Source organism: Salipiger marinus (genome assembly GCF_900100085.1).
Lineage (GTDB): Bacteria > Pseudomonadota > Alphaproteobacteria > Rhodobacterales > Rhodobacteraceae > Salipiger > Salipiger marinus.
Genome location: NZ_FNEJ01000033.1, coordinates 1 through 25,347, shown reverse-complemented (window position 1 = coordinate 25,347; position 25,347 = coordinate 1). Strand labels below are relative to the sequence as shown.

The following is a 25,347-nucleotide window of genomic DNA, read 5'->3' as shown; positions in this document are numbered from 1 at the left end:
CAGGTCAGGCGGGGCGGCGCGGGTCAGACCAGCGTCGCCTCCCAGATGCCGCGCTGGACCAGTTCGCGCGCCACGTCCAGCGTCACCTGTTCCACCGACCGGCAGGCCCGCGTCATCACCCGCGCGGGGTTGGACACCAGATAGACGGGGCGGGTCATGCGCGGCTCCACGATGGGGGCGCGCAGCAGTTCGCCGCGCCGGACAAAATCCTGCGCCGCCACTGGGGCGAAGATGGTATAGCCCGACCCGCGCGCCACCAGTTCCTTGATCTGGGTCATCGCGTCCATTTCGATCACCACGTTCAGGCTGACGCCGTTGCGCTGGCAGTAACCCTCGATGGTCTGGCGCAGCCCGTTCGAGGTCAGGATCATGTCCAGCCGCTGCAGGTCGCGCAGCGCCACCGGCGTGCCGGGCGGCGTGTCCAGCGGCCACGCATCCGGGGCCGAATAGAAATACAGCGCCTCGTCCATCACATGCGTCGCGCGCAGCGGTCCCGCATCGCTGAGGTCATAAAGAAAGCCGATATCGACGGTGCCATCGTCGATCCAGTGCTTGATATACCCGCTCATCGCCTCGACGGCGCGCAGCCGCACCTCGGGCAGTTCCAGCCGCACGGTCTCGGCCAGAGGCACCGACATGACCATGGAACAGGAGGGCGGCATGCCGAACCCCACACGCCCCCGGATCACCCCGCCCAGTTCCCGCATGTCGGCCATGCAGCGGTCCAGACTGTCGCAGATGCGGCGCGCGTGTTCGACCAGCACATGGCCTTCCTGCGTCAGCAGCGTGCCGCGCGGCGACCGGTCCACCAGCTTGACGCCCAGTTCCTCTTCCATGCGCTGCACATGCTGGGACAGCGACGGCTGCGCCACGCCGATGGCCTGCGCCGCCGCGGAAATCGACGGCGCATCGGCGATGGCAAGGAAATAACGCAGCTGCCGGATGTCCACCATATCCGCCCCGCCCTGTCAGTCGAACTCGATCACCTGCCGGATGGCGGTGCCGTCCTCCAGCTGATCCATGGCGCGGTTGATGTCCGCCAGCTTCAGCCGGTGCGTCATCATCTTTTCCACCGGCAGCTTGCCGCGCGCATAAAGCGCGAACATCCGCGGCAGATCGCGCTGCGGCACGCAGGAACCGATATAGCTGCCCTTCAGCACCCGTTCTTCGGCCACCAGCTGCAGCGCGTTCAGCGCCATGCGCGCGTCCGGATGGGGCAGGCCCGCGGTGACGGTGGTGCCGCCCCGGCAGGTGCAGCCCCAAGCCGTTTCCAGCGCCGTGACCGACCCCGCCAGTTCGATCGCCACATCGACGCCGCCGCCGGTCAGATCGCGCACCGCCTCCACCGTATGGGCATCGGCCTTGACGGTATGGGTGGCGCCCATGTCGCGGGCCGCCTGCATCTTGGAGTCGAAGCGGTCGATGGCGATGACCTGTCCCGCGCCCGCCGCCACGGCCCCCAGCACCGCCGACAGCCCGACCCCACCCAGCCCGAACACCGCAACCCGCGACCCCGGCGGCACGCGCGCGGTGTTGAACACTGCCCCCGCGCCGGTCAGCATCGCGCAGGAAAACAGCGCCGAGACATGCGGCGGCAGATCGGCCTCGACCTTGACCAGCGACTGCCGCGCCAGCACGGCATGGGTGGCAAAGGCCGACACGCCGACATGGTGATGCACCGGCGCACCCTGCCGCGACAGGCGGCGGTGACCGGTCATCAGCTCGCCGCGGCCATGATGCGCGGCGGCCCGGGTGCAAAGCGCGGGGCGGCCCTCGGCGCAGGGCAGGCAGGTGCCACAGCCCGGCGCGAAGATGCAGACGACGTGATCGCCGGGCGCCAGATCCGTGACCCCCGCGCCCACCTCCTCGACATGGCCCGATGCCTCGTGGCCCAGCACCATGGGCACGGGGCGGGGCCGGGTGCCGTTGATGACCGACAGATCGGAATGGCAGACCCCCGCCGCCGCCACGCGGATCAGCACCTCTCCGGGGCCGGGAGGCGCCAGATCCACCTCGCCCACCCGCAGCGCCTGCGCCGCCTCGAATCCCTTCGGGATCCCGCCGTGCTCCAGCACGGCAGCCGTGATCTTCATGCGCTCCTCCCTGTCAGCCCACGCTCTCCTCAGCGCTCAGGCTAGACGCATCCCTGCGCGGCGAAACCGGAACCCTTGCTGCGATAGCACAAACCTATGGCCGGAATCGTCGAAGGATATTGGCCCGGTTTGGCCCCGCCGCATAGGCTTTTGAAGTCTCAAGCTCTGGGAGGAAGCTATGGGTACTTTCCAAAACCGTGCAAGATTGCGGCTGCTGGCCGGGACGCTGGCAGCCATGGCGGCGGGTCCGCTGCTGGCGCATGACACGTCCGGCAGCCCGCCGGACTGGGCGCAGACCCGCTGGGGCGAGGGCGACGAACTGGGCGCCGCCAACCACATGACACCAGAGCGGGTGAAACAGGCCGCAGGGCTGGTGACCGAAGGCAAGGTCTACAGCCTTGGCATGATCGTGGGCGCGGACACGCCCGCCTTTCCGCCGCGCAGCCTGTCGCTGACCATCCTGCAGCCCGGGCAGAACGGCAATTCCGGGCTGGGCGACAACACCTTCACCTATAATGACGACATCTTCATGGGCTGGCTGGGGATCGGTCCGCAGATCGACGGTCTGGGCCATTCCGGCGAGGATCACCTGTATTACGGGGGCCGGAGCTATGACGACTTTGCCCCGGCCTCGGGTCTGACCGAACTGGGGCTGGACAAGCTGCCGGGTCTGGTGGGCCGGGGGGTGATGCTGGACATGGCCGCCTATTTCGGCACCGACATGGTCGAAGGCGGCACGCCCTATACCGCAGACGACATCCGCGCCGCCGCCGAGGCGCAGGGGGTGGAGCTGCGCGAAGGCGATGTGGTGCTGTTCAACTCCAACTGGATGAACCTGCTGGACGGCGACAGCCCCGATCCCCAGACCTTCGGCGCCATCGAGCCGGGGCTGGGGGTCAGCGGTGCCGAATATCTGGCGGAAATCGGCGTGATGGCCGTAGGGGCCGACACATGGGGCATGGAGGTGGTGCCCGCCGAAACCGAAGGTCAGGCGTTCCGCGCCCACCAGATCCTGCAGACCCATAACGGCATCTACATCCTTGAAAACATGGACACCCGCGCACTGGCCGCCGACGGGGTGCATGAGTTCCTGTTCGTGCTGGGGCAGGCGCGGGTGAAAGGCGCGGTGCAGATGATCATCAACCCGATCGCCATTCGCTGACCGGGTGCCCAAGGGCCAGACCACCGGCCAGATCCCGGGCCGTTCCCGGACCGGATCACCGGCCACTTCACAGGGAGGAGAGACAATGAAAAAGCTATTCGTCACCACGGCGCTCTGCGCGGCGCTGCCGTTCGGCGCCTTCGCGCAGGACAAGCCGGACACGCTGAAGGTGGGGATGACCACGTTCCTGACCGGATCCGCCTCGGTCTTCGGGGTGCCCGCACGGGATGCCATGGATCTGATGGTGGCCAGCCTCAACGAGGCGGGCGGCATCAACGGCGTGCCGGTCGAGGTCATCTATATCGACGAGGGCGCGGGGGCAGAGGCGCTGACCTCGGAATTCCGCCGCGTGTCGGGCGAGGCCGAGGTGATGCTTTCGGCCATTTCCTCTGGCAACTGCCAGACGCTGGCGCCGCTGGCCGAGGATCTGCAGGTGCCCAACCTGATGTGGGACTGCGGCACGCAGCGCATCTTTGAAGAAAACGACTACAAATATGTCTTCCGCACGCAGGCCAACGCCACCGCAGAAATGATGGCGGCGGTGGTCTATCTGCTGAAGATGAAACCGGATTTCCAGACCATCGCCGTGGTCAATCAGGATTACGCCTGGGGCCGCGACAGCTGGGACATCTTTTCGACCGCGCTCAAGGCCATGAAGCCAGAGGTCGAGGTGCTGGGCGAATTCTTCCCGAAATTCGGCTCGCCCGACTTTTCCACCGAAATCTCGCGGCTGCAGGCGCTGCGTCCGGACGTGATCCTGTCCACCTCTTGGGGCGGCGATCTGGACACGTTCGTGCAGCAGGCATTCCAGCGCGGGCTGATGAACAGCTCCACCTTCGTGCTGCCCCTCGCCGAAAGCTCGCTGGAACGGCTGGGCAGCAGCCTGCCCGCTGGCCATGTGGTGGGGGCGCGCGGGGATCACTATTTCCTGCATCCCGAACGCCGCGATGACGAGGATTTCAAGACCTTCGTCAGCGACTTCAAGGAAAGCACCGGCAGCATTCCGATCTATTCGGTGTTCCATGCCGCGCAGGCGCTGGAGGCGATGAAAGCCGCCTATGCCCGCGCGATCGAGGAAAACGGCACCGACTGGCCGACCGAAGACCAGCTGCTTGCCGCGTTCGAGGGGCTGGAGTTTCAGGCCTATGGCCGCCCCATCACCCTGCGCGAGGACAATCAGGGCATCGAAGCGCAGCTGATGGGCATGAGCGTGCAGACTGGCGATTACCCTTTCGCCACGCTGGAGGACATCATGATCTTTGACGGTGCGCAGCTGCTGCCGCCGGTGGGGGAAACCTCGATCGAGTGGATCAAGGGGCTTGATGCCTCTTTCCCCGACAGCGTCGAGGCGGCGTCCTACGACAACTGACCACGACCCGGCGGAGGGGTCTCCCCTCCGCCCGGCGCCATGGAACGGAACCCCCATGAACCTCACCATCTTCCTGCTCGCGCTGTTTGACGGCATCTCCTATGCGGCGCTGGTGTTCATCGTCGCGCTGGGGCTGACGCTGATCTTTGGCGTCATGCGCATTCTCAACGTCGCGCATGGCTCGCTTTACGCCATCGGCGCCTATGCCACCGCGTCGCTGACCAGTTACGTGCTGGCGCTTGGCTTTGCCCCGGTGCTGGCCTTTCCGCTGATGCTGGTGTCGGCGGTGCTGGTGGGCGTCCTGCTGGGGGGGCCCATCGAATGGCTGCTGCTGCGCCGCATCTACAACAAGCCCGAGGTGCTGCAGCTTCTGGTCACCTTCGCCGTGTTCATGATCCTCGAGGACGTGCAGCGGCTGGTCTGGGGCACGCAACCCTATTTTCAGGCGAGCGCCCTGCAGGCGCTTGGCAATGTCACGGTGTTTGGCGTCACCTATACCGTCTACCAGCTGATCCTGCTGCCGGTTCTGGCGGTGACGCTGCTGCTGGGGCTGCGGTTCTTCCTGCGGCACACGGTGATCGGCAAGCTGATCCTCGCCACCACCGAGGACCGCGAGGCGGCGCAGTCCATCGGCATCGATGCCGACCGGGTGTTCCTGTTCACCTTCGTGGTGGGCGCGGTGCTGGCGGGTCTGGGCGGCGCGCTTGCCTCGCCCACCACCTCGATCCTGCCGGGGATGGGCGCGGACATGATCGTGCTGTCCTTCGCCGTGATCGCCACCGCCGGGCTGGGCCAGATCGAAGGTGCGGCCATCACCGCGCTGCTGATCGGGCTGGGGCGGTCCTTTGCCGTCTATGTCTGGCCCGAGGTGGCGGTGCTGGTGCCCTATCTCATCATGGTTCTGGTCCTGCTGGTGCGCCCCGAAGGGCTGTTCGGCAGCCCGGTCGCCCGCAAGATCTGAGGACCCGAGATGACCGGTCATTCCACATCCTCCCCCCGTCCCGCGCCCGGCTCCCGTGGGCTGCCGCTGCGGTCCCTGCTGACGGCGCTTGGCGTGCTGGCCCTCGCCGTCATTCCCGTCATGGCGCCCGGCCTGCAGCTTCTGGTCAACCTCGCGCTGGCCAAGGGGCTGGCGGTGCTGGGGGTCACGGTGCTGCTGCGCGCCGGACAGGTGTCTTTCGGGCACGCGCTGTTCTTTGGCGTCTCCGCCTATGCCGGGGCGTTCTGTGTCGCAGCGCTTCCCGGGGCCGATCTGGTGCTGGTGCTGGTCGCAGGCGTCATCGGCGCGGCGCTGGCCGGGCTGCTGGTCGGGCTGTTCGTGGTGCGCTACCGCGGCATCTTCTTCGGGATGCTGAACCTCGCCTTTTCGATGATCTTCTGGTCGATCCTCGAAAAATTCTACCACGTCACCGGCGGGGCGGACGGCATCCGGCTGGACCGGCCCACCGTGCTGGGCATGGAACTGGGGCGCGGCGCCTTTGAACTGGTGCTGTTCTATCTGGCCATCGCGCTGGTGCTGGGGCTGGGCTGGTTCACGCTGCGCTGGTTCGCCTCGCCGGTGGGGCAGCTGTTCCAGACCATCAAGACCAACGAGACGCGGCTGGAATATCTGGGCCTGTCGCCCCGGCGGGTGCTGCTGTCGGGCTATCTGCTGTCGGCGGTGCTGTGCGGGGTCGGCGGGTCGCTCATGGGCATGACGCAGGGCGTGGTCACGCCGGAATATGTCTGGTGGGTGCGCTCGGCGGAAATGGTGTTCATCGCGGTGCTGGGCGGGGCCGGATCGGTGCGCGGCGCCTTCGTGGGCGCGCTGATCTACGAAATGGTGCGGGTCTATGCCTCGGCCTTTGCGGGGGACATCTGGCAGATGCTGCTGGGAGCCTTCCTGCTGGTCATCATCCTGTTCGCGCCGGGGGGCATCATGGGCATCCTTGACGGGCTGATGCGCCGCGCCACACCCGCCCGCGCCCCCGCCCGCACCAAGGAGGCAGGCCAATGACCACGCCGCTGCTGGAAACCCGCAACCTGACCATCCGCTTTGGCGGGGTGATTGCCGCCAATGACGTGTCCATGCGCATCGAGGCGGGGCGCAACCTTGCCATCATCGGGCCGAACGGCGCGGGCAAGACCACCTTTCTCAACATCTGCACCGGCTGGATCAAGCCGCGCGAGGGGCAGGTGCTGTTCGAGGGGCTGGACATCACGCCGCTGCCCCCGCGCAAGATCGTGGCGCGCGGCGTCGCCCGCGCCTTCCAGATCCCGCAGCTGTTCACCGAACACACCGCGCTGGAAAACCTGCTGATCGCCGCCGCCGCGCGTGAGGGGCTGCGCAACCCGCTGCAGAACCTGCACCAGATCCGCCAGCGCGACGAGATGATGCATCTGCTGGAAATGGTGAACTGCGCCGATGTCGCGCATCGCGTGGTGGTGGAACTGTCCGAAGGCCAGCGCAAGCTGATCGACATCGCGGTGGCGCTGGCGCTGAAGCCGCGGCTGCTCCTGATGGACGAACCCACCTCGGGCGTGGCCTCGTCGCAGAAACACGAGGTCATGGAAATCCTCGTGGGCGCGCTGGCGCAGGCGGGGGTCACGTCGGTCTTTGTCGAGCATGACATGGGCATCGTCAGCCGCCACGCCGACGAGGTGGCGGTCTGGAACACCGGTCGCGTGCAGCTGCGCGGCACCCCGGCGGAAATTCTGGAGCATCCGGACGTGATCCGCGACGTGATCGGAGAGGAGATCGCCTGATGCTGGAATTCCGCAATGTCACCGCCTCCATCGGCATCATCCAGATCCTGCGCGGTCTCGATTTCCGCATTGCCCCGGCGGAAACGCTGGCGCTGATCGGGCGCAACGGCGCGGGCAAGACCACGCTGCTGCGCACGATCATGGGCTTTACCCGCGTCACCGGAGAGATCCGGTTCGGCGACACCCGGCTGGACAGCATGGCCCCGCCCAAACGCCCCGGTCTGGGCATCGGCTATTCCCCCGAGGACCGGCGGCTGTTTTCGGCCTTCACCGTCGAGGAGAACATCCTGCTGCCCGCGCAGGCCGCCCGGCTGGGCACGGCCGAGACGCAGAAGCGGCTGGACCGGATTTATGACATCCTGCCGGAACTGCGCGACATGGCGGGCCGTCCGGCGGGCAACGTGTCGGGCGGGCAGGGCAAGATGGTGGCGCTGGGGCGCGCGCTGATGTCGGGCACGCGGCTGGTGATGCTGGACGAGCCGTTTCAGGGGCTGGCCCCGGCACTTGCCCAGCGATACGCCGCAGCGCTGCGCGCGCTGCGCGACGCGGATCGCAGCGTCACGCTGATGATCACCGAATCCAACCCCTCGCTGCTGCGCGGCTTTGCCAGCCGCACGCTGGTGATCGAACGCGGCGAGGTGGCCGAAGGCACGCTCGACCCGGATCGCAGGACGGCATGACATCCCGGCACGGACAGACCAGAACGAAAGGACAGCACATGCGGCTCAAGGACAAGATCACACTGGTGACCGGCGCGGCTTCGGGCTTTGGCCGTGGCATTGCCGAAACCTTCCGGCGCGAAGGGGCGCAGGTCGCGGTGGTGGACCTGAACGGCGAGGGGGCCGCGGCGGTCGCGGCGGATCTGGGAGAGGGCGCCATCGCGATCCCCTGCGACGTGGCGCAGGGCGATCAGGTGCAGGCGGCGGTGCGGCAGGTGATGGACCGCTATGGACGGCTGGACGTGGTGGTGAACAACGCGGGCTGGACCAATCCCAACCAGCCGCTGATGGAAACGGACGAGGCCACCTTCCGCAAGATCTATGACATCAACGTGCTGTCGATCTTTCACATGACCAAGGCCTGCGTGCCGGTCTGGCGGCAGCAGGGCGGCGGCGTCATGCTGAATGTCGGATCCACCGCCGGCATCCGCCCGCGCCCCGGCCTGACATGGTACAACTCCTCCAAGGGGGCGGTGAACCTGATGACCCGCTCGCTGGCGGTGGAGCTGGCGCTGGACCGCATCCGCGTCTGCGGCATCGCGCCGGTGATGGGCGTGACCGGCCTGCTGGAGCAGTTCATGGGCGTGCCCGACACGCCCGAAAACCGCGAAAGGTTCATCGCCACCATTCCGCTGGGCCGCCTGTCCGAACCGCGCGACATCGCCAATGCCGCGCTGTATCTCGCCTCGGACGAGGCGGATTTCATCACCGGGGTCATCCTCGAGGTGGATGGCGGGCGCACCATCTGACGCCAGCGCAGCATTGGGACGATCCACATGGTCGATCAGCGGTCCTTGAACGCCGAAAGGCAGGCCATGGGCACCCGCTCCAGCGCCGAACTGGGGCCGGTGACAGCGGCGGTGCTGGCGCATCTGGCGGCAGGGCAGGTGCGGCGGGTGCTGGACATCGGCTGCGGTCAGGGCGGGCTGGCGGCGGCGCTGGTGCGGCGGGGCTATGCGGTGACCGGCATCGATCCGCAGGCCGGGGCGGTGGCCACCGCCCGCAGCCGCGCCCCGGGGGCCGAGTTTCACGTCGCCGGGGCAGAGGCGATCCCGGCGCGGGACATGAGCTTTGGCGCGGCCATCCTGATGAACACGCTGCACCACATCCCCGGCCCCCTGATGCACCCCGCGCTGGCAGAGGCCTTTCGCGTGCTGCGCCCCATGGGGCTTCTCGTCGTGGTCGAACCGCTGGCAGAGGGGTCGTTCTTTGACGCGATGCGGCCTCTGGATGATGAAACCACGGTGCGCGCGCAGGCCTTGGCCGCGCTGGCAGCGTTCGAGACCGACACCGGCGCGCAGCCCCTGTCCGACACGAGGGTGGAGCGGATCAGCCGCTTTGCCGGACTTCACGCCTTTCTGAGCTATGTCTGCCAGCCGGATCCGGGCCGCGCCGAGCAGGCCACGCGGCAGCGCGCTGCCATTGCGGCGGCGTTCGAGCGCGCGGCGGAACCCGCCGATGGCCTGTTCGTGCTGCGCCAGCCGCATCTGCTGCGGGTGCTGCGCCGCCCCTAGGGCGTGGCAGGCCCCGGAATCGCCCCCCGCGTGGCCGATGTCCGCCATGATGACAAAGGCTTCGCGGGTCTCCGGATCTGCCCCGGCGGACCGGGGCAGGTCTGGGCCGTCAGCTGCGCCCGGCGATCAGCTGGCGCATCATCTCCACCTCTTCTTCGGTGAGGCTGGTCAGGGGCGCGCGCACCGGGCCGGTGGCAAAGCCGCGCAGCGCCACGCCCGCCTTGATCGCCGACACGGCATAGCCGGTCTTGCGGTCGCGGATCGCCGCGAAGGGGTAATAGAACTCCTGCAGCAGCCGTTCGCAGGTGGCATCGTCCCCGGCGGTGAAGGCGCGGTGAAATTCCAGCGCGGTCGCGGGCACGAAATTGAACACCGCCGAGGAATAGGTGGGCATGCCCGCCCCGCGATAGGCCTGCGCAAAAAGCTCATGCGTGGGCATGCCGCCGATATAGGACAGCCGGTCCCCCAGCTGCAGCGTGACCCGGCGCACCGTGTCGATGTCGCCCGTGCCATCCTTGAACCCGATCAGGTTCGGGCATTCGTCCGCCAGCTGCGCCAGCGTCTCTGCCGACACCCGCGACTGGCCCCGGTTGTAGACGATGACGCCCATATTGGTGGCGCGGCACACCTGCCGGATGCGGTCGGCGACGCCATCCTGCGGCGCCTCGGTCAGGTAATGCGGCAGCAGCAGGATGCCGTCGCCGCCTGCCGCCTCGATCTCGCGGGCCAGATCGCAGGCGACGCGCGTGCCATAGCCGCAGCCCGCGATCACCGGCGCATCGCCGGAGACGCTGCGCGCGGCTTTCACCACCTCGACGATCTCGCCCGGGGTCAGCGAAAACATCTCGCCGGTGCCGCCTGCGACGATCAGCCCCGCCACATCATAGTCCGAAAGCCACGACAGATGGTCCATGAAGGGTTTCGGGGCAAAACGGTCCTCGCCATCAAAGGGCGTGACAGGAAAAGACAGCAGGCCGCTGCGAATGATCTCGCGCAGGTCGGTGGGGGCGATCATGATAAGTCTCCTACGTCGGGGCATGTGGCTTGCCGAGCCAATTGATATACACTAATATTTTAGTTTTACGGCATGGTCAAGCAACCCCGGACTCAGGTTAGCTGCGCGCAACAAGTCCTTGAGCGACGTCAGGAACACCTATGAACACATCTTTGCAGGCGGCGCTGGATCTGATGCGCCCCGAACCCAGCATCCTCCGGCCCACGGCGGCCTCGCGCATCTATGACGACCTGCGCCAGCGCATCCTGTCGCTGGATCTGCCGCCCGGCACCAACCTGCTGCGCGCCGAACTGGCCAAGGACTATGAGGTCAGCCAGACCCCGCTGCGCGACGCGCTGCAGCGGCTGGATCAGGACGGGCTGGTCAAGATCTACCCCCAGTCGCGCACGCTGGTGACGCGGATCGACGTGCCGCAGCTCAACGAGGCGCTGTTCCTGCGCCGCGCGCTGGAAACCGAGGTGGTGCTGGGCCTTGCCCGCGCCAAGGTGCCCGAAACGGTGGTGCGGGCGCGTGCCGTCATCGCGATGCAGCGCGCCGTGGCCGAAGAGGGCACGCAACTGCGCAAGTTCCAGCAGTTGGACGAATATTTCCACTTCATCCTGTTCGAGGGGCTGGGGCGCGAGGCGCTGCACGCGCTGCTGCGGTCGCGTTCGGGTCATCTGGACCGGGTGCGCCGCCTGCAGCGCCATTCCGAAGAGAAGCTGCAGCAGATCCTGCAGGGCCATACCGCCATCATCGACGCCATAGAGGCCGGGGATGAAGCCCGCGCCATCCACGAAATCCGCGACCATACCTACAAACCCGAAGACTGGGCCGACGAATACCGGATCCTGCACAAGGATTACTTCGCCTGATCCGGGCCGAAGGCCCGACCCCAGATCCACCCTGACCCAGCAAGCGCGGCAGCCCTTGGCGCCGCGGAAAGGAGACTCATGCTTAGCGAAACCAAAGGGCTGCATGTCGTGGCCCAGACCCCGTTCCACCCCGATGGCGCGGTGGATCATGACAGCCTGCGCACGCTGTCGCAGTTCTATTACCGCCACGGCGCGCAGGGGCTGACCGTGCTTGGCGTCAGCGGCGAGGCGCAGAAGCTGACCATGGACGAATCGGTGGCCGTTGCCGCGGGCTTTGTCGCCGCAGCGGAGGGTCGGCGGATCATCGCGGGCGTCTCCTCGCCCAATCTCGCGCAGATGGTCGAACTGACCCGGCAGGTGATGGCCGAAGGCTGCGACGCGGTGATGATCTGCCCGCCCGGCGGCATCCGCACCGACGAGGATCTGGTGCGCTATTTCGAGGCGGTGTTCGAACGGATCGGCGATGTGCCGGTGGTGCTGCAGGATTTCCCCGCCGCCTCCGGCGTGGTGATGTCGGTGCCCGCCATCGTCCGGCTGCTGGAGGCCTTTCCCCAGATCGGCGTCATCAAGGCCGAGGATTTCCCGAGCCCGAAAAAGATCAGCCGCCTGCGCGCCGAGACGACGCGCCCGGTGCGCATACTGACCGGCAATAACGGGCAGTATCTGGTGCAGGAACTGGAACGCGGCGCCGACGGGCCGATGGCGGGCTTTTCCTATCCCGAGATGCTGTCGGGGGTTTACGAGCTGATGACCGAAGGCCGCCGCGCCGAAGCGCATGACCTCTTCAACCGCTTCCTGCCGCTGCTGAAACACGAGGCGCAGGGGCAGTGGGGAATCGCCCTGCGCAAGGAAATGCTGCGGCGGCGCGGCGCGCTGGCCTGCGCCGCCCTGCGCGGCCCCGGCCCCAAGCTGGACGACACCGATCTGGCCGAACTGGATTTCCTGCTGAGCCGCATGGATCTGCCAGCCTGACAGGGCCCCGGCGGGGCGGATCGCGCAGCGGATGCGAAACATCTTGTCAGCGTCCCGCTCTGTCATATAGTAATGTATTAGTTGAGAGCTGACCTGGAGACAGCTTGGCGACAGCCCCGCGCGGCCGCATCTGGTCCCGCGGGGGAGGACCGTCAGGGCAGGGGACACACCGTGTCAGGCCCGGACGGATGCGACATGGATGGCGCATCCCATCCAGCATGTGGGAGGATAGACATGACCAAGCGAACCATCTTCGGCCTTCTGGCCGCAGCCGCCGCGACGCTGGCACCCGTTGCCGCGCTGGCGGAATACCCCGAGCGGGACATCCGCGTCGTCGTGCCATGGGGCGCGGGCGGCGGCACCGACGGCATCGTGCGCAAGATCACCACGCTGGCCGAGCAGGAGCTTGGCGGCGCCTCGATCTATGTGGAAAACATCGAAGGCGGCGTCAGCGCCACCGGCATCGGTCAGGTGATGAGCGCCCGGCCCGACGGCTATACCCTTGGCGCGCTGACCTATGACAGCATCGTCACCGTGCCGTGGCAGGGCATGCTGCCCAGCTACAAGATGGACAAGCTGAAGCTGATCGCCCGCGTCACCAGCGAACCCGACGCGATCATCGTGGATGCCGGGTCCGACTACCAGTCGCTCGACGATCTGGTGGAGGCGGCAAAGGCCGATCCCGGTCAGATCCGCATCGGTGTCCAGAACCTTGGCGGGCGCGTCCACCTGACGCTGCTGCAGCTGCAGAGCCTGACCGACACCGAGTTCAAGATCGTCTCCTATCCCGGTGGCGCCGCCCCGCAGAAAGAGGCGCTGCTGTCCGACGAGGTGGATGTGGTGCTGACCAGCCTTGGCGATTTCGCCAACCTGATCGAGGATGGCACGGCGCGCGGGCTGGTCGAGTTTTCCGACACCCGCAACCCGACCTATGACGTTCCGACCTCGGACGAGGCGGGCGTGGATCTGATGAACGGCAGCTTCATCGTCATGGCCGCCCCCGCAGGCACGCCCGATGACGTGGTGGCCAAGCTGGAAGGCGCCTACAAGGCCGCCTATGACAGCGCCGAGTTTCAGGACTGGATCGCCAAGGTCGGCGTGACCCCGAACTGGCTGGGCTCGGACGAGGTGACGCAATGGGCGGATGACACCGCGCAGGGCCTGTTCACCGAAATGGACCAGCTGGTCGAAAGCGGCATCCTGTCGAAATAACCTTTGCGTTTCCGGCGGCACCGGGCATCGCCCCGGTGCCGCCTTTTGTCCCCAAGGAAGGCTCTGCGATGGGCGAACGTGCGAACCTGTTCCGTGCCGGCGTGCTGCTGCCGGTCTTTCTTCTGGCGGTCACCACCGTCTATCTGGCAGCGTCTTTCGACATCCACACCCAGTTTTCCGGCGATGGCGAGATGAGCCCGCGGTCGATCCCGATCCTTGCCGCGCTGCTGATGTATGCAGCACTGGCCGTCGTGCTCTGGACCGAACTGCGCGAGCCTTCGGACAGCATCGCGCTGCGCGACATGGCACGCCCGGCGCTGGTGGTGCTGGCCACCTCCGCCTACATCTTCCTGTTCCGGCCCTTGGGCTACATCCCCTCGACGCTGGCCTATAGCGCGGTGCTGCTGATCATCTTCCGGCTGGAAACCCGCAGGCCCCATATCTTTGCGCTCTACGTGATCGGGGTGACCGCAACCTTCTACGGTCTGTTTGCGGGCATTTTCGGCGTGCGCCTGCCCGCCATGTTCGAGGGCCTCTTCTGATGGACACCTTTCTCAACCTGCTGACCGGCTTTTCCGCGCTGGCCGACTGGTCGGTGCTGGCCTTCATGGTTGGCGGCTTTCTGGTGGGCACCTTCTTCGGCGCCATGCCGGGGCTGACCTCGGTGCTGGCCATCGCCCTGCTGCTGCCCGTCACCTATACGATCGACGTGGTGCCCGCGCTGGTGATGTGCGCCTCGATCTTCATGGCGGGGATGTATTCCGGCTCGATCACCGCCACCACCATCAACATCCCCGGCGCGCCGTCGTCGATGATGACGGCGGTCGAAGGCAACCAGCTGATGCTGAAGGGCCAGGGCGCCAACGCGCTTGGCCATGCCGCCCTTGGATCGATGATCGGCGGCTGCATCGGCACGGTGCTGCTGATGGCCTTCATGCCGGTGGCGGCGGAACTGTCGCTGCTGATCCGCACGCCGGGCAAATTCTCGCTGGTGCTGTTCGCGCTGGTGGTCATCATCATCGTCGACAAGGACAACATCGCCAAGGGCGTGGTGGCCACACTGCTGGGGATCATGATCGCCACGGTCGGCATCGACGTGCTGCAGCCGATCCCGCGCTTCAACTTCGGCACCGAAACGCTGGTCGAAGGCATCGACATCATGCCGCTGGTGATCGGCGCCTTTGCCGTCAGCGAGGTGCTGACACAGGCGCAAAGCTGGAACGACCCGCTGGCCAGAACGCTGGAAAAGGCGCGCGGTCTGGTGATCCGCCGCCGCGATTTCATCCCGCCCATGTCGGAAATCCGCGCCATCGGGCTGCTGGCCTATCTGCGCAGCGCCTTCATCGGCTATGGCATCGGTATCCTGCCCGGCGCGGGCGGATCCATGGCGGCTTTCGTGTCCTATGCCGTGGCCCGGTCGGGATCGAAAAAGCCCGAGGAATACGGCAAGGGCTCGCGCGAAGGCATCGCCGCCGCCGAATGCGCCAACAACTCCATGTGCGGCGGCGCCTTCGTGCCCATGCTGATGTTCGGCATTCCGGGCGATCCCACCACCGCCATCGTGCTGGGGGTGCTGGTCATCAACGGGCTGCAGCCCGGCCCAAGGCTGCTGGAAAGCCAAGCCGATCTGCTGGCGCCCATGCTGGGCTCGCTGTTCCTGTCGGCGCTGATCCTGATCCCGCTGTCGCTGTGGCTGCTCGGACCCTATTTCGTGCGTATCGTGTCGATCCCCAAGGGGCTGCTTTACACGGCCATCGCCGTGGTGGCGCTGGTGGGATCCTATGTGGCGACCTATTCGGTGTTCCAGATGGCGCTGGCAGTGCTGTTCGGGGTGCTGGCCTATTTCATGCGCCAGCAGAACTATTCCACCGTGTCGCTGCTACTGGGCTTCATCCTTGGCCCCGATCTGGAGGAATACCTGCGGCGCGCCCTGTCGCTGAACGATGGCAACCCGATGATCTTCCTCACCAGCCCGGACAGCCTGTTCTTCCTCGTGCTGACGGCGATCTTTGCCTATGTCATCCTGTTCCGCAAACCCAAGCGCGGCCCGCTGGCCCGCGACGGCTAGAGGCCGCGCCTCACGGACCCATCGCCAGCAGGGCGCGCGGCCAGACCGGTCGCGCGCCCTGTGCCGTTCCGGGGCAATGCCGCAAAATGCCCGGTAATACATCTTATGGTAAATAAATCGCAAAGCCGCCGTTCTCCTGCGGATCCGCAGACTTGCACCGCCCCGGGCAGATTTCTGCTGGAGACGGGGCAATTTTATGCCAGAAATAATGCACGGAAACCCCGGTCTTTGTTCACGTCGCGCTTGCGATGAGGCTTTATCGGGCCGTTCGTCCCGTCACGGGGCACACACAGGGAGGAATTTTCATGAAACGCTTCACCGCCGTTCTGCGCGGCACTCTTGCTGCATCCGCTCTTTCGCTCTGCGCCAGCGGCGCCATGGCACAGGATTTTGTCAACGTCCTGACCGGCGGCACCTCGGGCGTGTATTACCCGCTGGGTGTCGGCCTTTCCAACATCTACGCCGAAAACATGGACCGCGTGCGCACGCAGGTGCAGTCCACCAAGGCCTCGGTCGAAAACCTGAACCTGCTGCAGCAGGGCCGGGGCGAGATCGGCTTCGCGCTTGGCGACAGCGTGGCCGCCGCATGGAACGGCGATGCCGAGGCGGGCTTCCCGGAAAAGCTGGACCAGCTGCGCGGCATCGCGGGCATCTATCCGAACTTCATCCAGCTTGTCGCCCTCGCCGAAAGCGGCGCCACCACGCTGGAGGACATCAAGGGCAAGGCCGTGTCCGTCGGCGCGCCCGCCTCGGGGACCGAACTCAACGCCCGCGCCATCCTTGGCGCCGCAGGCATGAGCTATGACGATCTGGGCAAGACCGAATACCTGCCCTTCGCGGAATCGGTCGAGCTGATGAAGAACCGCCAGCTGGACGCGACACTGCAGTCGGCAGGGCTTGGCGTGGCCTCGATCCGCGATCTGGCCTCCTCGGTGGAAATCTCCGTGGTGGAAATCCCCGCCAACATCGCCGAAAGCCTTGGCGCGCCCTATCAGGCGGCGACCATCCCCGCCGGCACCTATGACGGGCAGGAGGCCGATGTGCCGACCATCGCCATCTCCAACTACCTTGTCACCCATGCGGGTGTCTCCGACGAGGTGGCCTATCAGATGACCAAGCTGCTGTTCGACAACCTCGAAGAGCTGACTTCCTCGCATCAGGCCGCCGCCCAGATCAAGCTGGAGGCTGCTCTGGACGGCATGCCCGTGCCGCTGCATCCCGGTGCCGAGCGGTTCTACCGTGAACAGGGCATGATCAACTGATCCACCCCGACCGGGGCCGCCACCGTGCGGCCCCTCCCCCATGTTCCCGGAGTTTGACATGAGCGACATCGCATCCCCGCCGGTGCAGCCGGAACCGCATGGCGCGGCTTTCCCCGCAGGCACGGTCGGACGGGGGCTGTTCTGGCTGGCCGTCGTCTTTTCGCTGTTCCAGATCGCCACGGCCGCGCATCTGGTCGATATGCCCAGCCAGATCACCCGCGCGGTGCATGTGGGCTTCCTGATGGCCCTGACCTTTCCGCTCATGGCCTATGCCAAGCCGCGCAGCGGGCTGCTGACCTCGCTGGGCTGGACCTTGGCGCTGGCCGGTGTGGCAGTGGCGCTGTATCAGTGGGTGGAATACCGCGACCTGATCCTGCGCGCGGGCCGTCCCACCGATCTCGACATCACCGTGGGCGTGATCGCGCTGCTGACCGTCTTTGCCGCGGGCTATGCCATGATGGGCATCGCCCTGCCGATCATCGCCGGGCTGTTTCTGGCCTACTGCCTCTTTGGCGAATACCTGCCCTATCCGCTGAACCATCGCGGCTATGCCTTCGGGCAGGTCATCGACCACATGGCCTATGGCACCGAAGGCATCTACGGCATCCCGATCTACGTTTCCTCGACCTATATCTTCCTGTTCATCCTGTTCGGGTCGTTTCTGGAACGGGCGGGCATGATCCAGCTGTTCACCGATGTCTCCATGGGCTTTTTCGGCCACCGTCAGGGCGGCGCCGCCAAGGTTTCCGTGGTGTCCTCGGGGCTGATGGGCACCATCTCGGGCTCGGGCGTCGCCAATGTGGTGACCACCGGGCAGTTCACCATCCCGCTGATGAAACGCTTCGGCTACCGGGCGGAATTTGCGGGCGGCGTGGAATCCACCGCCTCCATGGGCGGGCAGATCATGCCGCCGGTGATGGGCGCCGTGGCCTTCATCATGGCCGAAACGCTGGACGTGCCGTATGTCGAGGTGGTCAAGGCCGCGCTGATCCCCGCCATCCTCTATTTCGCCTCCGCCTTCTGGATCGTGCATCTGGAAGCGGGCAAGTTCGCGCTGCGCGGCCTGCCCAAGGACGAGCTGCCCTCGCCCTTCCGCGCGGTCAAGGAACGCTGGATGCTGCTGGTGCCGCTGGCGGTGCTGATCTACCTGCTGTTCGGCGGCTATACGCCGCTCTTCGCCGGGACCGTCGGGCTGGGGCTGACCGTGCTGCTGATCCTTGGCGGGTCCATCGTGCTGGGCCTGCCCAAGGGCATCATCCGGGTGCTGTTCTGGATCTGCCTTGGCCTCGTCACGGCGGCCTTCCTCAACTTCGGCACCATGGTGCTGTTTGCGGCGGTGGCGGCGCTGATCGCGTGGTGCGCCCTGTCGAAAGGCGGGCGCAAGACGCTGGGCCTGCTGCGCGACAGTCTGGGCGAAGGCGCGCGCACCGCGCTGCCGGTCGGTGTGGCCTGCGCGCTGGTGGGCATCGTCATCGGCACCATGACCCTGACCGGGGCGGCCAACACCTTCGGCCAGTTCATCGTCTCCATCGGCGAACAGAGCCTGTTCCTGTCGCTGGTGCTGACCATGATCACCTGCATCTTCCTTGGCATGGGCATCCCCACCATCCCCAACTACATCATCACCTCGTCCATCGCGGGCCCTGCCCTGCTGGATCTGGGGGTGCCGCTGATCGTCAGCCACATGTTCGTGTTCTATTTCGGCATCCTTGCCGATCTGACGCCGCCGGTGGCGCTGGCCTGCTTCGCCGCAGCCCCCATCGCCAAGGCCAGCGGCCTGCGCATCTCGATGGAGGCGATCAAGGTCGCGGCGGCGGGCTTCGTCATCCCGTTCATGGCGGTCTATACCCCGGTGCTGATGTTGCAGCCGGGCGGCCCTCTGGCCGAGGCGATCGGCTTCTGGCCCGCCGTCGCCTACACCGTGGTGAAGACGGTGCTGTCCATCGGGCTCTGGGGTGTGGCGGTGATCGGCTGGATGGGCCGTCCGCTGGGCTGGCCGATCCGCATTCTGGCCATGGTCGCCGCCTTCACGCTGATCGCCGCCCTGCCGCTGACGGACGAGATCGGCTTTGCGCTGGCGGCGCTGACCGCAGGGCTGATCTGGTTCGGCAAAGGCCGGACCGCGCAGGCATGAGCCTGACCTGCCTGATGCTGGGCGCGGCCACCGTGATGCTGGCCGCGCCCGAATTCACGCTGGACTGGACCCATTCCGTCGAACGGGTCCACTGGCGCGAAAACTGGCGCGTGACCGGCACGGCGCTGGTGCTGGACCGCTCCGCCATCCGTGGATCGGGCGCGGGGATGGAACCCGGGCCGGATGCCACCCTGCAGGACGGCTGGTGGGTGTCGCCGGGCGGGCTGCAGGTGCCAGAGCTTCGGCTTGCCGCGTCGGGGGCCACCGGGGGCGGCTGGCGCTTCTGCGCGGACGGGCACTGCCGCGACATCGGCACCACCTCCGGCCCGCCGGTGGTGATCGCCCCCTGCGGGGCAGACCGGGCGGGCGGATGATCCGCGCCCGGCAGTCGCGGGTCTGGGCGGGGCTGTTCGCCCTTGCCGCGCTGGCCGCAGCGCTGGCGGGTCTTGCCGCATGGAGCCTCTCTGCCGCCGCGCTGTCGGAACGGCTGGACCGCGCCCTGCTGCTGACCGCCCGCACCATAGAGGCCGAGATCGAACGCTTCCGCTACCTGCCCGGCCTCGCGCTGGAGGATCCGCGCATCCGCGCCGCCGTCACCGCCCCCGACAATGCCGCGCGCATCGATGCCGCCAACCGTGCGCTGCAGGTGGCCGCCGCGCGCTCCGGCGCTGACGAGCTTTACCTGCTGGATGAAGGCGGCACCACGCTCGCCTCCAGCAACTGGCAGGATGCCAGCAGCTTTGTCGGGGAAAACTACGCCTTCCGCCCCTATTTCCGCGATGCGCTCGCCTCCGGCGCGGGCCGCTTCTATGCCGTGGGGGTGACCACGGGCGAGCCGGGCTATTTCCTTGCCTCCCGCGCCCGTATCGGCGACAGGCAGGCGGTGATGGTGGTCAAGGTCGATCTGCAGCCGCTGCAGACCGGCTGGGCCGAGGCGGGCGGCGCGCTGGCCGTGGTCGACCGCTTCGGCATCGTGATCCTGTCCGGCGCGCCCGACTGGCTCTATCATCCGCTGGTCCCGCTGGATCCCGAGGCGCGCATCGCCATCGCCGCCTTCCGCGCCTATGCCGAGTTGCCGGTGCTGGACCGCCCGCCGCTGCTGGCCAGCGCCGCCGATCTGGCCAGCAACCGCATCGACACGGCAGAGGGACGTCGGGCGCTGCGCCTGCGCGACCTGCCGCTGGACGACTGGCGGCTGATCGGCAGCGCGCCGCTGGATCCCGCATGGCGCAACGCGCTCGCCATGGCCGGGGCGGCGGCACTGGTCACCGTGGCGCTTGGCGCGCTGGCCCTGACATGGCAGCAGCGCCGCCGCCTGCTGGCGCTGCGGCTGAAACAGGGCCGCATTCTGGAAACCCGCGTCGCCGAACGCACCGAAGCGCTCGCCCGCGAGATCGAGGAACGCCGCCGCGCCGAATCCGACCTGCGCGAGGCGCAGGACGCGCTGATCCATTCCGAAAAGATGGCGGCGCTGGGGCGCATGTCCACCGCCATCGTGCATGAGATCAGCCAGCCGCTCGCCGCGATGGAGGCCTCGCTGGCCGCCGCGCTCCTGTCCGGCAAGATCGAGGACGAGCCGTCGCGCCGCCGCATCGAAAAGGCGCGCGGCAACATCCGCCGCATCCTGCGCACCATCAAGCATCTGAAAAGCTTCGCCCGAAAGGAAGCGGGCAGCCTGCGCCCGGTGGGGGTGGACGAGGCGATCGCGGGCGCGCTCGATCTGGTGGCGCCGCGCGCCGCCACCAGCACGGCGCAGATCCGCTTCGCCCCCGAAGGCCGCTCTCCGGTGATCCTCGCCGGTCAGGTGCGGCTGGAACAGGTGCTGGTCAACCTGCTGATGAACGCGCTCGACGCCACCGCCGACCACCCTGCGGGGCAGATCGAGATCACCCGCCAGCAGACCGGCACCCGCGTCGACATCGCCGTGCGCGACAATGGCGCAGGGATCCCGCCCTCGCTGCTGGCCCGCGTGACCGAGCCGTTCTTCAGCACCAAGGCGGCGGGGGACGGGCTGGGGCTGGGGCTGTCGATCTCGCGCACCATCGTGGAGGAGTTTCGCGGCAGGCTCGATCTGCGGCCCGCGCCGGGCGGCGGCACGCTGGCGGTGGTCAGCTTCGATCTGCCCGATACCGGAAAGGCCGCCGCATGACCGAACCGCTGATCTTTGTCGTGGATGACGACGCCGACCATCTGGAAAGCCTTGTGGATCTGATCTCGGCGGCGGGGCATGACACCCGCGCCTTTGCCGACGCGCCCGCAGCCCTTGCCGCCGTGCCGGAGGCGAGGCCCGGCCTGATCCTGACCGATCTGCGCATGCCGGGCATGGATGGCATCGCCCTGCTGGCCGCGCTGACCGAAGCGGGGCATGACATTCCGGTGGTGGTGCTGACCGGGCATGGCGATGTGGATCACGCGGTGCGCGCCATGCGGCTTGGAGCCGAGGATTTTCTGGAAAAGCCCTATGATGCCGACCATCTGCTGCAGGTCATCGCCCGCGCGCTGACCACCACCCGGCTCAAGGCCGAGGTGGCGCGGCTGCAGGACCGGCTGGAACAGCAGGGCGATCTGATCGGCGAGTCGCGCCCTATGGCCGAACTGCGCCGCAGCCTGACCGAACTTGCGCCGCTCGACATCGACGTGATCCTGATGGGCGAAACCGGCACGGGCAAGGAACTGGCCGCCCGGCTGCTGCACAGGCAGAGCCCGCGCGCCACCGCCCCCTTCGTCATCGTCAACTGCGCCACCCTGCCCGATCAGGGCGCCGAGGCGGTGCTGTTCGGCGATGGACAGGCGGCGGGCCTGATCCCGCAGGCGGCGGGCGGCACGCTGTTTCTGGACCAGATCGACACGCTGGCGCTGGCGCTGCAGCCCAAGCTTCTGCGGGTGCTGCAGACCCGGCAGGTGGAACAGGGCGGACAGGCCGGTCCGCCGCTGGGGTTCCGCGTGCTCGCCTCTGCCTCCCGCCCGCTGACCGAGGCGATTGCCGAAGGCCGGTTCCGCGAGGATCTGTATTACCGCATCGCGGGCTATGCGGTGGATCTGCCCGCGCTGCGCCAGATCCCCGGCGACATCCCGCTGCTCTTTGACCATTTCCTTGGCCTTGCCGCCGCGCGCCATGGCCGCGAAAAGCCCGCGCTGGGGTTTCAGGACCGCAAGGTGCTGCAGGCGCATCACTGGCCGGGCAACGCGCATGAACTGCGGCTGGTGGCCGAACGCCGCGTGCTGGGGCTGGGCCGGGGCGGCGCCGTTCCGCCCGCCCACACGCCGCCGCCGCTGGATACCGGCGCCACGCTGCGCGATCTGGTGGCACAATACGAGGCGCAGGAGATTGCCCGCGTGCTGGACCGCTGCAAGGGCAATACCGAAGCCGCCGCCCGCATTCTTGGCATTCCGCGCCGCACGCTCAACGACAAGATCGCCAAATCCGCTGCCCTGCGGCGTGACCGCTAGCGCGCCGCACCGCCGATCCGCAGGGAACGACTTGTGCCGCCGCGCGCTTCGGGTCATGCCAGAGCCGCACGCGCAGAAGGAGCAGAGCCAGATCATGACCAGCGCCCTTTCCCTTGGACCCGACGAGACCGGCACGCCGTGGCTCGGCGATCCGCAGCACCGCAGCTTCCTGCGCGCCGACGCGCTGCGCCAGCTGCTGTTCTTCCGCCCCAGCCTGCGGGTGGATGGCGGGTTCGACCTGCTGGACCATGACGGCAGCCCCCTGCCCGACGCGCCGCAGGAACTGCACACCACCACGCGGATGGTGCATTCCTATGCCATCGGCAAGGCGGCAGGTGCGGCAGGCTGCGATGCGATGATCGACGCCGGGCTGACCTTCCTGCGCGAGCAGCATCACGACCCGCGTCATGGCGGCTATGTCTGGTCGGTGCCGCGCGGCGATCAGGCCGGGGATGACCGCAAGCTTGCCTATGGCCATGTCTTCGTGCTGCTGGCCGCCGCCAGCGCCCAGAAGATCGGCCATCCCGACGCCCCCGCCCTGCTGCGCGACGCCAGCGCCGTGCTCGACCAGCGCTTCTGGGAAGAGGGCCCCGGCCTTTTTGCCGATGAATTCACCCGCGACTGGCAGCCCTTTTCCGACTATCGCGGCATGAATGCCAACATGCACGGGGTCGAGGCGCTGCTGACCGCCTATGAGGCGACGGGAGAGGAGATCTACCTGACCCGCGCGGGCCGCATTCTGGAATTTTTCCTGTCCCGCATGGCCCCCGCGCGGGACTGGCGCATCCCCGAACATTACACCGCCGACTGGCAGGTGGATCCCGCCTATCAGGGCGACCCGATGTTCCGCCCCGCCGGCACCACGCCGGGCCATTCGCTGGAATTCGCCCGGCTGGTGCTGCAGCACTGGGATCTGGCCGGACGGCCCGACTCTGGCGCCCCCGACCGCGCCGCGCGGCTGGTGGACCGGGCGCTGGCCGATGCGTGGCTGCCCGAAGGCGGGCTCGCCTATACGCTGGACGACAGCGGCGCCGTGGCCGTGCGCAACCGCTACTGGTGGCCGGTGACCGAAGCCATCGGCGCGCTGGCGGCGCTGCAGAAGATCGCGCCCTCTGACGCGCGCGAGGGCTGGTACCGGCGGCTCTGGCGCTTTGCCGACGCGCATCTGGTCGACCATGCCAAGGGCGGCTGGATCCCCGAGCTTGATGCCGACGGCCAGCCCGCCGCCACGCAGTTTCAGGGCAAGCCCGATCTTTACCATGCGCTGCAGGCCACGCTGTTCCCGCTGGACCGGGGCCTGTCGCGGCACGAACCACGGCTGGCCGATCCGCTGCCGATCTGAACCACAGGGCTGGCCCCGCTCCCGCCGCCCGCCTAGGATGGGCGCAATCCGGAGGGTTTGATGCGCATCCTGCTGGTCGAAGATGACCCCATCGTGGGCGACGCGCTGGTCACCAGCCTTGGCCGCGAACGCGCCTCTGTCGACTGGCTCCGCGACGGGCTGGCGGCAGAGGCGGCGCTGGCGGGCGGCGGGTTCGACCTGTGCGTGCTGGATCTGGGCCTGCCCGGCCGGGACGGGCTCGACATCCTCGACAGCCTGCGCGCGCGGGGCGATGCCACGCCGGTGCTGATCCTGACCGCCCGCGACGGGGTCAGCGACCGTATCCGCGGCCTTGATGCCGGGGCGGATGATTACCTGCTGAAACCGTTCGACACCGGCGAACTGCTGGCGCGCTGCCGCGCCCTGCTGCGCCGCGCGCAGGGCCGGGGCGAGGACCGGCTGCAGATGGGCGCGCTCTGCGTCGATCTGGGCGCCAACTCCGTCACGCTTTTTGGCCGCCCGCTGCATCTGCCACAGAAGGAATTCCGCCTGCTGCTGTATCTCGCCGAACGGCGGGGCCGCGTCGTGCCCAAGGGCCAGCTGGAGCAGATGCTGTATGGCTGGGACGAAGGCGCCGAAAGCAACACGGTCGAGGTCTATGTCTCGGCGCTGCGCCGCAAGATCGGGGCCGACCGCATCCGCACCCTGCGCGGCGTCGGCTACATGATGCCATGACCGCCCCCAGCCTGCGCCGCCGCCTGCTGATCGGACTGCTGCCCTCGCTTGCGGCGCTCTGGCTGCTTGGCACCGGCTACATCCTTGCGCGCAGCTGGGACGAGTTGGAAGAAGCCTATGTCGACCAGCTGGACCAGCTGGCCTACAGTCTTGCGCAGATGCTGGACGAAACCGTGGGTGATGCCGCGCAGGCGGTGGACAGCGTCGCCGAACGCCGCGACCGCAACTATTTCGTGCTGGTCACCTCTGACAGCCGGGTGGTGATGCGGTCAGCCCGCGCCCCCGCCGACCTGACCGCGATGCCCGACAGCGGCGATCATCCGCTTTATTACCTTGCCTCCGCCACCACGCCCGAAGGCCGCCTGACGGTGATCGCCGGGCTGGAAAAGGCCGAGGTGCGGCAGCTGACCACCGACATCGTCACCGGCGTGGCGCTGTCCATGGCGCTGGGACTGGTGGCGATGCTGGCGGTGCTGCTGCTGACGATCCGCCGCGCGCTGGCACCACTTGACGCGCTGCGCGGCGAACTGGAGGCGCGCCAGCCCGACGCGCTTGATCCCATGCCGGTGGCCCGCCTGCCCGCCGAACTGGCCCCCGTCGCCGCCGCGCTGAACCGGCTGCTGGACCTGTCGCGTTTAGTTCCCGATTTCAATTGAAGCAGTAAGCTGAAACTGAAGCGCTGGAATTTCATCTTAGCGCTTCACCAAACACGTCAAGAATTG

The 25,347-nt window shown here is 67.5% G+C and carries 24 protein-coding genes; 21 read left to right on the top strand and 3 right to left on the bottom strand.

Going from position 1 to position 25,347, the window contains the following annotated elements:
* Positions 1-23 precede the first annotated feature (23 nt).
* Both BLR51_RS24325 and BLR51_RS24320 read right to left on the bottom strand, forming a co-directional pair.
* Positions 24-953, bottom strand: a complete 930-nt coding sequence (locus BLR51_RS24325; RefSeq protein WP_089851873.1) for a LysR family transcriptional regulator — start codon at positions 951-953, stop codon at positions 24-26.
* A 15-nt stretch (positions 954-968) separates the two neighbouring features.
* On the bottom strand, positions 969-2,093 hold the full coding sequence (locus tag BLR51_RS24320; RefSeq protein ID WP_089851871.1) for a zinc-dependent alcohol dehydrogenase family protein: 1,125 nt from the start codon (positions 2,091-2,093) through the stop codon (positions 969-971).
* Between the two features lie 178 nt (positions 2,094-2,271).
* Here BLR51_RS24320 and BLR51_RS24315 point away from each other — a divergent pair, with 178 nt between their 5' ends.
* The 8 genes from BLR51_RS24315 to BLR51_RS24280 all read left to right on the top strand — a co-directional run bounded on the left by BLR51_RS24315 (position 2,272) and on the right by BLR51_RS24280 (position 9,602).
* Positions 2,272-3,255 carry a cyclase family protein gene (locus BLR51_RS24315; protein ID WP_089851869.1) on the top strand — a complete coding sequence of 328 codons (984 nt, stop codon included), beginning with the start codon at positions 2,272-2,274 and terminating at the stop codon, positions 3,253-3,255.
* 85 nt (positions 3,256-3,340) lie between these two features.
* The gene (locus BLR51_RS24310) at positions 3,341-4,624 is read left to right on the top strand and encodes an ABC transporter substrate-binding protein (protein WP_089851867.1); all 1,284 of its coding nucleotides are present in this window, start codon (positions 3,341-3,343) and stop codon (positions 4,622-4,624) included.
* 55 nt (positions 4,625-4,679) lie between these two features.
* Positions 4,680-5,585, top strand: coding sequence for a branched-chain amino acid ABC transporter permease (locus BLR51_RS24305; RefSeq protein WP_089851866.1), 906 nt, complete (start codon positions 4,680-4,682; stop codon positions 5,583-5,585).
* Positions 5,586-5,594: 9 nt separating this feature from the next.
* Positions 5,595-6,620 carry a branched-chain amino acid ABC transporter permease gene (locus BLR51_RS24300; protein ID WP_089851864.1) on the top strand — a complete coding sequence of 342 codons (1,026 nt, stop codon included), beginning with the start codon at positions 5,595-5,597 and terminating at the stop codon, positions 6,618-6,620.
* Positions 6,617-7,369: an ABC transporter ATP-binding protein gene (locus tag BLR51_RS24295; protein WP_089851862.1), complete on the top strand. Its 753-nt coding sequence runs from the start codon at positions 6,617-6,619 to the stop codon at positions 7,367-7,369. Before BLR51_RS24300 ends, BLR51_RS24295 begins: the two co-directional genes overlap by 4 nt.
* Positions 7,369-8,049, top strand: coding sequence for an ABC transporter ATP-binding protein (locus BLR51_RS24290; protein WP_089851860.1), 681 nt, complete (start codon positions 7,369-7,371; stop codon positions 8,047-8,049). The genes BLR51_RS24295 and BLR51_RS24290 overlap by 1 nt, the downstream gene beginning before the upstream one ends.
* Positions 8,050-8,087: 38 nt before the next feature.
* Entirely contained in the window at positions 8,088-8,837 is a 750-nt protein-coding gene (locus BLR51_RS24285) for an SDR family oxidoreductase (protein WP_089851858.1), read from the top strand.
* Positions 8,838-8,864: 27 nt separating this feature from the next.
* The gene (locus BLR51_RS24280) at positions 8,865-9,602 is read left to right on the top strand and encodes a class I SAM-dependent methyltransferase (protein ID WP_207543689.1); all 738 of its coding nucleotides are present in this window, start codon (positions 8,865-8,867) and stop codon (positions 9,600-9,602) included.
* A gap of 109 nt (positions 9,603-9,711) precedes the next feature.
* Here the strand turns inward: BLR51_RS24280 and BLR51_RS24275 are convergent, their stop codons facing one another.
* Positions 9,712-10,614: a 5-dehydro-4-deoxyglucarate dehydratase gene (locus tag BLR51_RS24275; RefSeq protein WP_207543690.1), complete on the bottom strand. Its 903-nt coding sequence runs from the start codon at positions 10,612-10,614 to the stop codon at positions 9,712-9,714.
* Between the two features lie 143 nt (positions 10,615-10,757).
* Between BLR51_RS24275 and BLR51_RS24270 the strand changes: the two genes are divergently transcribed.
* From BLR51_RS24270 to BLR51_RS24210, 13 genes are all read left to right on the top strand, one after another.
* Entirely contained in the window at positions 10,758-11,471 is a 714-nt protein-coding gene (locus BLR51_RS24270) for a GntR family transcriptional regulator (RefSeq protein WP_089851854.1), read from the top strand.
* Between the two features lie 78 nt (positions 11,472-11,549).
* A complete protein-coding gene (locus tag BLR51_RS24265) occupies positions 11,550-12,443 on the top strand; it encodes a dihydrodipicolinate synthase family protein (protein ID WP_089851851.1) in 894 nt (297 codons plus the stop codon).
* A 234-nt stretch (positions 12,444-12,677) separates the two neighbouring features.
* On the top strand, positions 12,678-13,655 hold the full coding sequence (locus BLR51_RS24260) for a Bug family tripartite tricarboxylate transporter substrate binding protein (RefSeq protein WP_089851849.1): 978 nt from the start codon (positions 12,678-12,680) through the stop codon (positions 13,653-13,655).
* A gap of 68 nt (positions 13,656-13,723) precedes the next feature.
* Positions 13,724-14,197, top strand: coding sequence for a tripartite tricarboxylate transporter TctB family protein (locus tag BLR51_RS24255; RefSeq protein ID WP_089851847.1), 474 nt, complete (start codon positions 13,724-13,726; stop codon positions 14,195-14,197).
* Positions 14,197-15,723: a tripartite tricarboxylate transporter permease gene (locus BLR51_RS24250; protein WP_089851846.1), complete on the top strand. Its 1,527-nt coding sequence runs from the start codon at positions 14,197-14,199 to the stop codon at positions 15,721-15,723. Before BLR51_RS24255 ends, BLR51_RS24250 begins: the two co-directional genes overlap by 1 nt.
* A 305-nt stretch (positions 15,724-16,028) precedes the next feature.
* Positions 16,029-16,985 carry a TAXI family TRAP transporter solute-binding subunit gene (locus BLR51_RS24245; protein ID WP_089851844.1) on the top strand — a complete coding sequence of 319 codons (957 nt, stop codon included), beginning with the start codon at positions 16,029-16,031 and terminating at the stop codon, positions 16,983-16,985.
* A 58-nt stretch (positions 16,986-17,043) separates the two neighbouring features.
* Positions 17,044-19,119, top strand: coding sequence for a TRAP transporter permease (locus BLR51_RS24240; RefSeq protein ID WP_089851842.1), 2,076 nt, complete (start codon positions 17,044-17,046; stop codon positions 19,117-19,119).
* Positions 19,116-19,493, top strand: a complete 378-nt coding sequence (locus BLR51_RS24235; protein ID WP_089851840.1) for a DUF1850 domain-containing protein — start codon at positions 19,116-19,118, stop codon at positions 19,491-19,493. Before BLR51_RS24240 ends, BLR51_RS24235 begins: the two co-directional genes overlap by 4 nt.
* Complete coding sequence (locus BLR51_RS24230) at positions 19,490-21,268, top strand: sensor histidine kinase (protein ID WP_089851838.1); 1,779 nt, start codon at positions 19,490-19,492, stop codon at positions 21,266-21,268. Before BLR51_RS24235 ends, BLR51_RS24230 begins: the two co-directional genes overlap by 4 nt.
* The gene (locus BLR51_RS24225; protein WP_089851836.1) at positions 21,265-22,569 is read left to right on the top strand and encodes a sigma-54-dependent transcriptional regulator; all 1,305 of its coding nucleotides are present in this window, start codon (positions 21,265-21,267) and stop codon (positions 22,567-22,569) included. Before BLR51_RS24230 ends, BLR51_RS24225 begins: the two co-directional genes overlap by 4 nt.
* 94 nt (positions 22,570-22,663) lie before the next feature.
* Positions 22,664-23,911 (top strand): AGE family epimerase/isomerase, encoded by a 1,248-nt coding sequence (locus BLR51_RS24220; RefSeq protein ID WP_089851834.1) that lies wholly within the window; start codon positions 22,664-22,666, stop codon positions 23,909-23,911.
* A gap of 60 nt (positions 23,912-23,971) precedes the next feature.
* Positions 23,972-24,625, top strand: coding sequence for a response regulator (locus tag BLR51_RS24215; RefSeq protein ID WP_089851832.1), 654 nt, complete (start codon positions 23,972-23,974; stop codon positions 24,623-24,625).
* Positions 24,622-25,281, top strand: coding sequence for a hypothetical protein (locus tag BLR51_RS24210; RefSeq protein WP_089851830.1), 660 nt, complete (start codon positions 24,622-24,624; stop codon positions 25,279-25,281). The genes BLR51_RS24215 and BLR51_RS24210 overlap by 4 nt, the downstream gene beginning before the upstream one ends.
* The last annotated feature ends 66 nt before the right edge of the window (positions 25,282-25,347 follow it).

What these genes read in the sequence shown, in the direction of transcription:
- BLR51_RS24325 (WP_089851873.1), bottom strand. Translation starts at nt 953, where the DNA reads ATGGTGGACATCCGGCAGCTGCGTTATTTCCTTGCCATCGCCGATGCG.
- BLR51_RS24320 (WP_089851871.1), bottom strand. Translation starts at nt 2,093, where the DNA reads ATGAAGATCACGGCTGCCGTGCTGGAGCACGGCGGGATCCCGAAGGGA.
- BLR51_RS24315 (WP_089851869.1), top strand. Translation starts at nt 2,272, where the DNA reads ATGGGTACTTTCCAAAACCGTGCAAGATTGCGGCTGCTGGCCGGGACG.
- BLR51_RS24310 (WP_089851867.1), top strand. Translation starts at nt 3,341, where the DNA reads ATGAAAAAGCTATTCGTCACCACGGCGCTCTGCGCGGCGCTGCCGTTC.
- BLR51_RS24305 (WP_089851866.1), top strand. Translation starts at nt 4,680, where the DNA reads ATGAACCTCACCATCTTCCTGCTCGCGCTGTTTGACGGCATCTCCTAT.
- BLR51_RS24300 (WP_089851864.1), top strand. Translation starts at nt 5,595, where the DNA reads ATGACCGGTCATTCCACATCCTCCCCCCGTCCCGCGCCCGGCTCCCGT.
- BLR51_RS24295 (WP_089851862.1), top strand. Translation starts at nt 6,617, where the DNA reads ATGACCACGCCGCTGCTGGAAACCCGCAACCTGACCATCCGCTTTGGC.
- BLR51_RS24290 (WP_089851860.1), top strand. Translation starts at nt 7,369, where the DNA reads ATGCTGGAATTCCGCAATGTCACCGCCTCCATCGGCATCATCCAGATC.
- BLR51_RS24285 (WP_089851858.1), top strand. Translation starts at nt 8,088, where the DNA reads ATGCGGCTCAAGGACAAGATCACACTGGTGACCGGCGCGGCTTCGGGC.
- BLR51_RS24280 (WP_207543689.1), top strand. Translation starts at nt 8,865, where the DNA reads ATGGTCGATCAGCGGTCCTTGAACGCCGAAAGGCAGGCCATGGGCACC.
- BLR51_RS24270 (WP_089851854.1), top strand. Translation starts at nt 10,758, where the DNA reads ATGAACACATCTTTGCAGGCGGCGCTGGATCTGATGCGCCCCGAACCC.
- BLR51_RS24265 (WP_089851851.1), top strand. Translation starts at nt 11,550, where the DNA reads ATGCTTAGCGAAACCAAAGGGCTGCATGTCGTGGCCCAGACCCCGTTC.
- BLR51_RS24260 (WP_089851849.1), top strand. Translation starts at nt 12,678, where the DNA reads ATGACCAAGCGAACCATCTTCGGCCTTCTGGCCGCAGCCGCCGCGACG.
- BLR51_RS24255 (WP_089851847.1), top strand. Translation starts at nt 13,724, where the DNA reads ATGGGCGAACGTGCGAACCTGTTCCGTGCCGGCGTGCTGCTGCCGGTC.
- BLR51_RS24250 (WP_089851846.1), top strand. Translation starts at nt 14,197, where the DNA reads ATGGACACCTTTCTCAACCTGCTGACCGGCTTTTCCGCGCTGGCCGAC.
- BLR51_RS24245 (WP_089851844.1), top strand. Translation starts at nt 16,029, where the DNA reads ATGAAACGCTTCACCGCCGTTCTGCGCGGCACTCTTGCTGCATCCGCT.
- BLR51_RS24240 (WP_089851842.1), top strand. Translation starts at nt 17,044, where the DNA reads ATGAGCGACATCGCATCCCCGCCGGTGCAGCCGGAACCGCATGGCGCG.
- BLR51_RS24235 (WP_089851840.1), top strand. Translation starts at nt 19,116, where the DNA reads ATGAGCCTGACCTGCCTGATGCTGGGCGCGGCCACCGTGATGCTGGCC.
- BLR51_RS24230 (WP_089851838.1), top strand. Translation starts at nt 19,490, where the DNA reads ATGATCCGCGCCCGGCAGTCGCGGGTCTGGGCGGGGCTGTTCGCCCTT.
- BLR51_RS24225 (WP_089851836.1), top strand. Translation starts at nt 21,265, where the DNA reads ATGACCGAACCGCTGATCTTTGTCGTGGATGACGACGCCGACCATCTG.
- BLR51_RS24220 (WP_089851834.1), top strand. Translation starts at nt 22,664, where the DNA reads ATGACCAGCGCCCTTTCCCTTGGACCCGACGAGACCGGCACGCCGTGG.
- BLR51_RS24215 (WP_089851832.1), top strand. Translation starts at nt 23,972, where the DNA reads ATGCGCATCCTGCTGGTCGAAGATGACCCCATCGTGGGCGACGCGCTG.
- BLR51_RS24210 (WP_089851830.1), top strand. Translation starts at nt 24,622, where the DNA reads ATGACCGCCCCCAGCCTGCGCCGCCGCCTGCTGATCGGACTGCTGCCC.